The organism is Micromonospora sp. NPDC005257 (assembly GCF_042872445.1).
Taxonomy (GTDB): Bacteria; Actinomycetota; Actinomycetes; order Mycobacteriales; family Micromonosporaceae; genus Micromonospora.
Genome location: NZ_JBIAKL010000009.1, coordinates 335665 through 345572, shown reverse-complemented (window position 1 = coordinate 345572; position 9908 = coordinate 335665). Strand labels below are relative to the sequence as shown.

9 protein-coding genes are annotated in these 9908 nt (G+C 72.4%); 3 read left to right on the top strand and 6 right to left on the bottom strand.

Features of this window, described 5'->3' with window-relative positions; all coding sequences use genetic code 11:
- Positions 1-934: 934 nt before the first annotated feature.
- Together ACFYO8_RS21075 and ACFYO8_RS21070 are read right to left on the bottom strand one after the other, a co-directional pair.
- On the bottom strand, positions 935-1618 hold the full coding sequence (locus ACFYO8_RS21075) for a response regulator transcription factor (RefSeq protein WP_354868456.1): 684 nt from the start codon (positions 1616-1618) through the stop codon (positions 935-937).
- Between the two features lie 20 nt (positions 1619-1638).
- Positions 1639-2862, bottom strand: coding sequence for a sensor histidine kinase (locus tag ACFYO8_RS21070; protein WP_387189699.1), 1224 nt, complete (start codon positions 2860-2862; stop codon positions 1639-1641).
- Positions 2863-3125: 263 nt separating this feature from the next.
- Here ACFYO8_RS21070 and phoU point away from each other — a divergent pair, with 263 nt between their 5' ends.
- Positions 3126-3770: a phosphate signaling complex protein PhoU gene (phoU, locus tag ACFYO8_RS21065; RefSeq protein WP_354868458.1), complete on the top strand. Its 645-nt coding sequence runs from the start codon at positions 3126-3128 to the stop codon at positions 3768-3770.
- Between the two features lie 46 nt (positions 3771-3816).
- On the opposite strand, the gene ACFYO8_RS21060 is transcribed toward phoU, so the two are convergent.
- On the bottom strand, positions 3817-4584 hold the full coding sequence (locus tag ACFYO8_RS21060) for a phosphoglyceromutase (RefSeq protein ID WP_354868460.1): 768 nt from the start codon (positions 4582-4584) through the stop codon (positions 3817-3819).
- Between the two features lie 149 nt (positions 4585-4733).
- Between ACFYO8_RS21060 and ACFYO8_RS21055 the strand changes: the two genes are divergently transcribed.
- Positions 4734-6059 carry an MFS transporter gene (locus tag ACFYO8_RS21055; RefSeq protein ID WP_354868462.1) on the top strand — a complete coding sequence of 442 codons (1326 nt, stop codon included), beginning with the start codon at positions 4734-4736 and terminating at the stop codon, positions 6057-6059.
- Between the two features lie 97 nt (positions 6060-6156).
- On the top strand, positions 6157-6324 hold the full coding sequence (locus ACFYO8_RS21050; RefSeq protein ID WP_387257417.1) for a hypothetical protein: 168 nt from the start codon (positions 6157-6159) through the stop codon (positions 6322-6324).
- Between the two features lie 381 nt (positions 6325-6705).
- On the opposite strand, the gene ACFYO8_RS21045 is transcribed toward ACFYO8_RS21050, so the two are convergent.
- The 3 genes from ACFYO8_RS21045 to mshA form a co-directional block, all read right to left on the bottom strand.
- Positions 6706-7524, bottom strand: a complete 819-nt coding sequence (locus tag ACFYO8_RS21045; protein ID WP_387189696.1) for a hypothetical protein — start codon at positions 7522-7524, stop codon at positions 6706-6708.
- A gap of 287 nt (positions 7525-7811) precedes the next feature.
- On the bottom strand, positions 7812-8345 hold the full coding sequence (locus ACFYO8_RS21040) for a YbjN domain-containing protein (RefSeq protein WP_354868468.1): 534 nt from the start codon (positions 8343-8345) through the stop codon (positions 7812-7814).
- A 49-nt stretch (positions 8346-8394) separates the two neighbouring features.
- A complete protein-coding gene (mshA, locus tag ACFYO8_RS21035; protein ID WP_355015054.1) occupies positions 8395-9756 on the bottom strand; it encodes a D-inositol-3-phosphate glycosyltransferase in 1362 nt (453 codons plus the stop codon).
- Between the last annotated feature and the right edge of the window lie 152 nt (positions 9757-9908).

Sequence of the window (9908 nt, the reverse complement as noted above, 5' to 3'; positions counted from 1 at the left end):
GAAAGCCAGACCAGCAACACCCAGAACGCTCTTCCGCAGAATCGTGTTCATGATGAGGGCTCCATTCGGGGGATCGACGCCCACACCGACGGGGGTCGACGCGGGTGCGAGCACCACGTCAGGCGCTCAGAAGAAGTCTTGGGGGATCTCGGCTGCTCGCGGAGGGCGCGGGGGCCTCGGCGCGGCGCCGGAAGCATGTCCAACGACCCGCGGCCCGGCGTCATTCCCGGGCGCCTCACGCCACCGGGGGGCGGCGCGGGTTCACGGCGTCGGAACCGAACTCAACGACCAGCAGCCCCGGGCTGTTCCCACACCCGGCGCCGCCGCCCTTGGGGGCGTGGCCTTGCTCGGTCGGTCACCCGGTTACAACGCCACCGGCCCGCCCACGATTCCGCCACCACAGTGCCGCTGGCCACCCCCGAACCGGACACCCCGCCCCACACCTCCCACACACACCAGATGCAGCCGCCGTCCGGGCCGCCGCCGAGTGCATCCCCGCCGCGCCCAGCCCGGGCATCTCGCTCCACGCCCGTGATCAAGGAGTTTGCGGCACCTTCCGGGCGCCCACGAGACCACAAACTCCTTGATCACCCCCGAAGAGATCCTCCCGGGCACCCATCACAGGGTTGATCATGAGGTTGGCTGCGACAAAAAGGACACCCAGCGCCGCCAAGTTCATGATCGACACCCTCGGGCAGGGCGTGGCTGGACGGGAGCGAAGCGGGCGCCGACGGGCCACGCGAACGTCCCATTCGCGCGGTTTACGAGGCACCAAAGTGCAAGATCGCGCACTCAGAGAACGCTGGGCGGGTTAGGGCGCCGAGAAACTCCCCCGAAGGCGCTCGGGTCGGTGATCTTGGAGTTGTGGCACCTCGCGAAAGGCGCGTGACGGGGCTGATCCGGCGCCATAACTCCTTTGATCGACGAGGCCCGCCTACGGCTCGAACTTGTAGCCCAGGCCCCGGACCGTGACGATGTAGCGCGGCGCGGACGGCTCCGGCTCGATCTTGGAGCGCAGCCGCTTCACGTGCACGTCCAGCGTCTTGGTGTCGCCCACGTAGTCGGCGCCCCAGACCCGGTCGATCAGCTGCCCCCGGGTGAGCACCCGCCCGGCGTTGCGCAGCAGCAGCTCCAGCAGCTCGAACTCCTTGAGCGGGAGCTGCACCCCGGCGCCGCCGACTGTCACCACGTGCCGCTCGATGTCCATCCGCACCGGGCCGGCGGCGAGCGTCGGCGCACCCGTCTCGTTCGACTCGGCGCTCCGCCGGCGCAGCACCGCCCGGATGCGGGCGACCAGTTCACGGGGCGAGTACGGCTTGGTCACGTAGTCGTCGGCACCGATCTCCAGGCCGACCACCTTGTCGATCTCACTGTCCCGCGCGGTGACCATGATGATGGGCACGTGCGAGCGCTGGCGGAGCTGCCGGCAGACCTCGGTGCCGGACATCTCCGGCAACATCAGGTCGAGCAGCACGATGTCGGCACCGGTCCGGTCGAACTCGGTGAGGGCGGCGGGGCCCGTCGCGGCGACGGAGACCTCGAACCCCTCCTTGCGGAGCATGTAGGACAGGGCGTCGGAGAACGACTCCTCGTCCTCGACCACCAGTACGCGGCTCAACGGGTGTTTCCTTCCTGTGGTCAGACCTGCCGGAGCGCGGCCGGGCCGGCCTCGATCCCAGCGGAGGCGAGTGTCGTCTCCAGGTCGTCCGGGGGGCGTGCGGGCAGCCGGAGAGTGAACGTCGACCCCCCGCCAAGGGTGCTCGACACGTCGACCCGGCCGCCATGGTTGCTGGCGATGTGCTTGACGATGGCCAGGCCCAGGCCGGTGCCGCCGGTCGACCGGGAGCGGGCCTGGTCTGCCCGGTAGAAACGCTCGAAGATCCGGTCGACCTCGTTCGGGGCGATGCCGATGCCCTGGTCGGCCACGGCGATCTCGACGTGCTCCTCGGCGCCGGTCACTGTCACCCGGACCGTGGTGTCCTCGGCGGAGTAGTTGATCGCGTTCTCCACCAGGTTCGCCACCGCCGTGGCGAGTTGGCTGTCGCTGCCGTACGCGGTCAGGCCCCGCTGCCCGCCGACGGCGATTTCGACCCGGCGCGCGGTGGCCGCGGTGCGGGTGCGGTCGACGACCTCGGCGAGCACCCAGTCCACCGAGACCGGCTCGGGGGCGGGCTGCGGTTCGGCGCCCTGGAGGCGGGTCAGTTCCAGCAGCTCCTGCACCAGGCGGCCGAGCCGGGTCGACTCGTGCTGGATCCGCTCGGCGAACCGCCGCGCGGCGACCAGGTCCTCGGACAGGTCGGGCGCGCCGCCGGTGGCCGGCTCGGTGGCGTCGACGAGCGCCTCGGCGAGCAGTTGCAGCGCCCCGATCGGCGTCTTCAGCTCGTGGCTGACGTTCGCGACGAAGTCCCGGCGTACCCGCGCGAGACGGTGCGACTCGGTGACGTCGACCGCCTCGACCGAGACATAGCCGGAGCCCAGTCCCATCGCCCGCAGGTGCACGCCGAGCGGGTTGTCCCCACCGCCGTCGCGACCCCGCGGCAGGTCCAGCTCTATCTCGCGCCGCACGCCCGTGCGGCGGACCTGCCCGGCGAGGGTACGGATCAACGGGTGCGCCGCGATCGACCCCGGCGCCGCCCCGGCGCGGAGCAGACCCATCGCCCGGGCGGCCGGGTTCACCAGCACCGGCACGTCGTCCGGGCCGAGCACCACCACGCCGGCGCGCAGCGAGTCGATCGTCTTGCGGCCGAGCCCGGAGAGGCCCCCCTGCTGGTCGTCCGGAATCGTCGTCCTCCCTGCGTCACGGCTGGTCCCGCCGCCCCCCGACGCCCGCCGGCGCCGCCAATCGTCAACCGGTCCGGACAGCACCGCCCCGGCGACCAGCCCGGTCACCAGCGCTACGGCCACCGCGATGGCCACCGTCCATTCCACCCGGCGATCGTAGGGTCATTGTTGACCCGGAGATCGGTCACAAAGGGACGAACCACTCTCGCTTTCGGCAAAGTTCACCTGCGGGCCCCGCGTCGTTCATCCGTGTTCACCCTGGTGCCGGCCGTTCGGCCTAGCGTGGGCGCGCACATGCTTCTGCCGTACCCCCGGGGTCGCGGCACCGACCCCAGGAAGTGACGATGCGCGACGAGTTCCGGGCCGACCTGCAGATTGTCAGCCAGTTGCTGGTGGACATGGCCGAGGCGGTACGCGCGGCCATGCGCCAGGCCACGAAGGGGCTGCTCACCGCCGATCGGACGGCCGCCGAGACGGTGATCGCGCGGGACGCCGAGATCGACGACCTCTACCGGCACGTGGAGGAGCGGGTCTGTGACCTGCTGGCCCGGCAGGCGCCGGTGGCCTCCGACCTGCGGGCGATGATCACCGCGCTGCACGTGGCCGCCGATCTCGAACGGATGGGCGACCTGGCCGACCACGTGGCGAAGACGGCGCTGCGCCGGCACCCCTCCCCGGCGGTGCCGGCGGAGCTGCGGCCGGTCTTCACCGACATGGCCGGGATCGCCGACCGGATGGCCGAGAAGATCGGCTCGGTGCTGGCCAAGCCGGACGCCGACGTGGCCGCCGAGCTGGACCGTGACGACGACGCGATGGACGACCTGCACAAGAGCCTGTTCGGCGTGCTGCTCGGCGACGACTGGCCGTACGGGGTGGAGACGGCGATCGACGCGACGTTGCTGGGGCGCTTCTACGAGCGCTTCGCCGACCACGCGGTGAACGCGGGCGAGCACGTGGTCTACCTGATCACCGGTTCCACATCCGCCTGAGCACCGGGGGCGGGGCCGCCTCTGAGGAGGCCCCGCCCGCGCCGTCTCAGCGGCCCTGGTTGGCCACAGCGGCGGCGGCGTCCTTGGCCGCCGCCGGGTCCAGATACGTCCCGCCGAGCACGTGCGGACGCAGATCGGCGTCCAGGTCGTAGCGCAGCGGGATGCCGGTGGGGATGTTCAGCTTGGCGATCGCCTCGTCGGAGATCTGGTCGAGGTGCTTGACCAGCGCCCGCAGCGAGTTGCCGTGCGCGGCCACCAGCACGGTCCGGCCGGCCAGGATGTCCGGCACGATCGAGTCGTACCAGTAGGGCAGCATCCGGTCGACGACGTCCTTCAGGCACTCGGTGCGCGGCATCACCTCGGTCGGCAGCAGCGCGTACCGGGGGTCGCCGACCTGCGACCACTCGTCCGCGTCGTCGATCGGCGGCGGCGGCGTGTCGTACGACCGGCGCCAGAGCATGAACTGCTCCTCGCCGTACTCGTCGAGGGTCTGCTTCTTGTTCTTGCCCTGCAGGGCGCCGTAGTGACGCTCGTTGAGCCGCCACGACCGGCGCACCGCGATCCAGTGCCGGTCGGCGGCGTTCAGCGCCAGCTCGGCGGTGCGGATCGCCCGGCGCAGCAGGCTCGTGTGCACCACGTCCGGCAGCAGGTCGTGCTCGCGCAGCAGCTCGCCGCCGCGCCGCGCCTCGGTCTCCCCCTTGGCGGTCAGGTCGACATCGACCCAGCCGGTGAAGAGGTTCTTGGCGTTCCAGTCGCTCTCGCCGTGCCGCAGCAGGACCAGCGTCCCGACGGTGGGCCCCTCGCTCGCAGTCATGCCGATCATCCTGCCGTACTCGGGCGAGGGGCACGCGGCGACCTGTGGTGACGACCACCACGTGGAAACCCGGTGACCTCACCTCCGGCCCAGCACTAGGTTGTAAGGCGTCTTACAGAGGTCGGTCATTACCAATCGGGGGCGTCGGGATGCGGACGGTACGGGGCTGGTTCCAGGACACGGCGGGTGGCCTGCCACGGACGTTCTGGTACCTCTGGGCCGGCTCGCTGATCAACCGCCTCGGCTCGTTCGTGCTGATCTTCCTGGCCATCTACCTGACCCAGGAACGCGGCTTCTCCGCCTCCCAGGCCGGCCTGGTGATCGGCCTCTGGGGTGCCGGTGGCGCGGTCGGCACCACAGTCGGCGGCACCCTGACCGACCGCTGGGGCCGGCGGCCCACACTGCTCACCGCGCACGTCGGCGCGGCCGGCATGATGGTCGCGCTGGGCTTCGCCCGCCCGCTGTGGGCGGTGGCGGTGGGCGCGCTGCTGCTCGGCACGTTCGCCGAGGCGGCCCGCCCGGCCTTCGGCGCGATGATGGTCGACGTGGTGCCGGACAAGGACCGGCTGCGCGCCTTCTCGCTGAACTACTGGGCCATCAACCTCGGATTCGCCTGCGCCGCGGTGCTCGCCGGCTTCGCCGCCCAGGGCAGCTATCTGCTGTTGTTCCTGGTCAACGCAACCACCACGCTGGTGACAGCGCTGATCATCTTCGCCAAGGTCGGCGAGACCCGCGGGCCGGTCACCGTGCTCCCGACCAAGGGGATGAACGCGCCGGCCGGCGCGCTGCGCACCATCCTCGCCGACCGGGTGTTCCTCGGCTTCGTCGCGCTCAACCTGCTCGCCGCGCTCGTCTTCCTCCAGCACATCTCGATGCTGCCGATCGCGATGGGCGACTCCGGGCTCAGCCCGGCCACGTACGGCTCGGTGATCGCGCTCAACGGCGTGCTCATCGTGTTCGGCCAGTTGTTCGTACCCCGGCTCATCAAGGGCCGCAGCCGCTCGCACGTGCTGGCGCTCGCGGCGCTCGTGATGGGTGCCGGGTTCGGGCTCACCGCGTTCGCCGACACGGTCTGGCTCTACGGCCTGACCGTGCTGATCTGGACCGTCGGCGAGATGCTCAACTCGCCGTCGAACGCCACCCTGATCGCGGAGCTGTCCCCGGCCGCGCTGCGCGGCCGCTACCAGGGCGTCTTCTCGCTGTCCTGGCAGCTCGCCGGCGCCGCCGCGCCGATCCTCGGCGGCCTGGTCCGCGAGAACGCCGGCAACAGCGCGCTCTGGCTCGGCTGCGCCGGCATCGGCGTCGTGGCGGCGGTCGCCCACCTCGTCTCCGGCCCGGCCCGGGAACGCCGCGCGGTAGCGCTGCGCGCCGTGGGCACGCCGGTCGCGCCGGTCAGCGTCACGGCCGCCCCGGCGCCCGAGGCGGCCGAGGCCGCGGCGACCGGACCCGCCGAGCCGGTCCGCGCCGGTTCCTGAGTACGCCCCGACGCGACCGCCCCGAGGCGGATGGATACGGTACGGGAAGGAACCGCAAGGAAACGTTCCTGGAGGAACGTGTGCCCGGCCTGCGGCGATGGTGGGACGACACAGCCTGGAACACCTCGGCGAGCGGCACTGGCGGGTGGTGGGCGCGCTGGGCCTGCTGGCCGCCACCGGGCACCTGCTCGCCGGGCCGGGCCGGGAACGGCGTGTCGCCGCGCTACGGGCGGCGGCTGCGGAGCCGATCGGCGTCACCGACTGAACGGGCTCGGGGAGACAACGGCAGAGCGCCCACCCCGACCTCCGTCGAGATGGGCGCTCATACCGTACGCCCGGCGGCGGCGGGCGACACTCACCCCCGTAAGCGTCGCCCGCTCGCGCCGCCGGTTCCACGGGTGGCACCATCCCCCAACGGTGTGCTCCACCCGATCTTCGCATCTCGCCTGCGCGGACCTGATCGATCCACCGCTCCCCCGAACGGAAACAAGCGTGACGCGGTGCAATAAAGTTAGTTCGCCCGGATTCCGGATTCAACCCAGATCGCTGTCTTGCCCGTCACAGCGCCCTGTCGGAAACCCGCCTGACCCTGTTGTCGTCCCTGGAGTGGCAAACACGGCGTTCCCGTCCGCCATTCCCGTAAACCTCAGCCGTCCTCGCGATTCGGGTTCTCGGTCCGGAAGAAGTTGCTCTGCCGGCCGTCCCGCATCTGCTCCTGATAGATCAGGTTCAGCCGCCGCAGGTCGAACGTGCGGAACCAGTCGTCCCAGCTGATCTCGCGGATCCGGCTGCTCTCCCGGTAACCGGGGATGTTGAACGTGAGCACCCCGGGCCGGCCCTCGCGCTCGGTACCGGCGATGGTGGCGGGCTTCGCGCCCCGCGCCCGCGCCCAGCGCTGGATCACCTCGTGGTTGCGGGTGACCAGGCTCCGGCCCGGACGCTCCGGCCGGTCCGCGAGCGACGTGATGAGCTGCGACGATCCGATCGACCGGCTGGACGCCGGGCCACGGGTCGGCGCTGCCTGCGCCCGGGCGGACGACGCCTTCCGAGCCGGAGCCGCCTTCGCCCGCGACGGAGCCGCCTTCGCCCGAGCGGGCGCGGCCTTCGCACGGGAGGATGCGGCTGTGGCGCGGCCGGGTGCCGCCTTCGCGCGGGACGGGGCAGCCTTCGCGCGGGACGGGGCAGCCTTCGCGCGGGACGTCGTCGCCCGCGACGAGGTCGCCTTGGCCCGTGCCGGGGTCGCCTTGGCCCGGGCGGGTGCCGCCTTGCGCGTACCCGACGCCTTGGCCCTGGCACCCGTGGCGCGTGCGGCCGGCGCGGCCTTGGCCGGCGACGTGGCGCCCCGGCGGGCCGACGTGGTCCGCTTCGCCGCAGTGGTCTTCTTGGCGGCGGTGCTCTTGCGGGTCGCCGACGGCCGGCCGGCCGGGCCGGTGCTCCGCCGGGAGGCGCCGCCCTCCCCGCGCATGGTCCGCGCCAGGGTCTTCACCAGTTCCGGCTTCCGCAGCGCGGAGATCCCGGAGACCCCGCGCCGCTTGAGCTGGCTGCGGAGGTCGTCGACCTTCATCCGGGAGATCGCCGACTCCGACACCCTCGGGGTGTTCGGCGTCTGATTGCCGGTTTGCCGCTTGGTCCGGGTCGCAGTCGTGCCGCGACCTGAGCTGTTGCGCTGAGCCATGGGACACGCTCCTCGACAGTCCGTCCTCGGCCCGCGGTGGGTCCCAGTGCTCCGCACCGCGCGGGGCGGCATACCCGTCAGGAGGGCTCCGAACCTCCGGCGGACGAACCGGCAGTCGCGGAGGGCTCGAAGAGGTGCGCGAACGCGGCCAGGTTCGCCGTCGACTCGCCGCGCTTGACCCGCCACTCCCACTCCCGGCGGATGGCGGTGCCGAAGCCGATCTCCAGCATGCTGTCGAACGACTCGTCGGCGTACGTCAGCACGGAACCGAGCAGCCGGTCCAGCTCGTCGGCGTCGACCCCGGCCAGGTTGACCCGCCCGGTCAGGTAGACGTCGCCGACCGAGTCGATGGAGAACGAGACGCCGTACATGCGGGCGTTGCGCTGGAGCAGCCAGGCCCACAGCTCCTCGCGGCGCTCGTCGGGCTGGCGCATCACGAACGCCTCGACCCGCAGCGCGTGCTCACCCACGATCAGGTTGCAGATCGTCTTGAGCTTGTGCGTGCCGGGCAGCGTCACCGCGTACGACGCCTCGCCCGTGGACTCCCACTCCAGCTCACGCTCCGCGCAGACGGACTCGATCAGCGCGGCGACCTCACTCCTGCGACTCATCGCACCCACTCTACGACCGGCGGACCGGGGCCGCCCGGTGGCCGGCGGGTCACCAGGAGCACAGCAGGGCCGGGTCGCCGCACCGCCGCGCCAGCCGGGCCCGGTGCTCGGTGATCGCCTCCCCGTAGACCGCGAGCAGGCCGGAGGCGGTGCGCTGCCAGGAGAAGTCCCGGGCGTGCCGTTCGGCGCCCCGGCCCAGCGCGGCACGGCGTACCGAATCGGGCAGCAGGCGGGCCAGCGCCCGGGCCCAGTCGACCGGGTCGTGCCCGTCGATGAGCACGCCGCTGACGCCGTCGCGCACCGCGGTGACCAGGCCGCCCACGGCGGCGGCCAGCACCGGCGTGCCGCACGCCTGGGCCTCCAGCGCGACCAGCCCGAACGATTCGTTGTGCGACGGCACCGCGACCAGGTCGGCGGCACGGTAGAGGGCGGGCAGGTCCGCGCCGGTCTGCGGCGGGAGGAAACGCACCCGGTCGGCGATGCCGAGCGCGTGCGCCAGTTCGATCAGGGCGGTGGGCCGGTCCAGGCCGCTGCCGCTCGGCCCGCCGCAGATCACCACGGTCAGCTCGTCGGCCAGCGCCGGGTCCCGCTCGCGCAACGCGGCGGCGGCGCGGACCAGCACGTCCGGCGCCTTGAGTGGCTGGATCCGGCCGACGAACGCGACCACGTACCCGTCGGTCGGCAGGCCGAGCCGGCGGCGCGCGGCCCGGGTCGCGGCGTCCCGGTCGCCGGTCGCGGGGCGGAACCGGTCCAGGTCGACGCCGGGCTCCACGACCGCCACCCGGTCCGGGGCGGCCGCGTACCGGTCGAGCAGGTCGCGCGCCTCCACCCGGGTGTTGGCGACCAGCCGGTCCGCCTCGGTGACCACCTGTTCCTCGCCGATCACCCGCGCCTTCGGCTCGGGACGGTCCCCGGCGGCGAGGCGGGCGTTCTTGACCTTGGCCAGGGTGTGCGCGGTGTGCACCAGCGGTACGCCCCAGCGCTCCTTGGCCAGCCAGCCGACCTGCCCGGAGAGCCAGTAGTGCGAGTGGATCAGGTCGTAGTGGCCCGGCGGGCGGGCGGCCTCGGCCCGCAGCACCCCGGCGGTGAAGGCGCAGAGCTGACCCGGCAGCTCCTCCTTGGTCAGCCCTTCCAGCGGCCCGGCGGTGACGTGCCGGACGGACACGCCGGGCACCACCTCGACCACCGGGGGCAGGTCACCGGCGGTGGCCCGGGTGAAGATCTCCACCTCGACGTCGGCCTCGGCCAGCCGCCGGGCCACCTCCAGGATGTAGACGTTCATGCCGCCCGCGTCGCCCGTGCCGGGCTGGTGCAGCGGCGACGTGTGCACCGACAGGGTGGCGATACGGCGGGGCCGCGGCCACGGAAGGGCACCTCGCTGACGACCGACACCGGTGTGCAAATCCGCCACGTCCGCTCCCTCTGTCACGGTTGATGCCGTCCCGCACGACCGGCGCTTCTCGGTCAACCCGTGTGCCGGATGTCATCTTCCCCATCGGGGTACGGAAATGCTTTCCGCCGGGTCCCGGGCGTGACGGACCTCATCCCCCGGCCCGGCCCGGC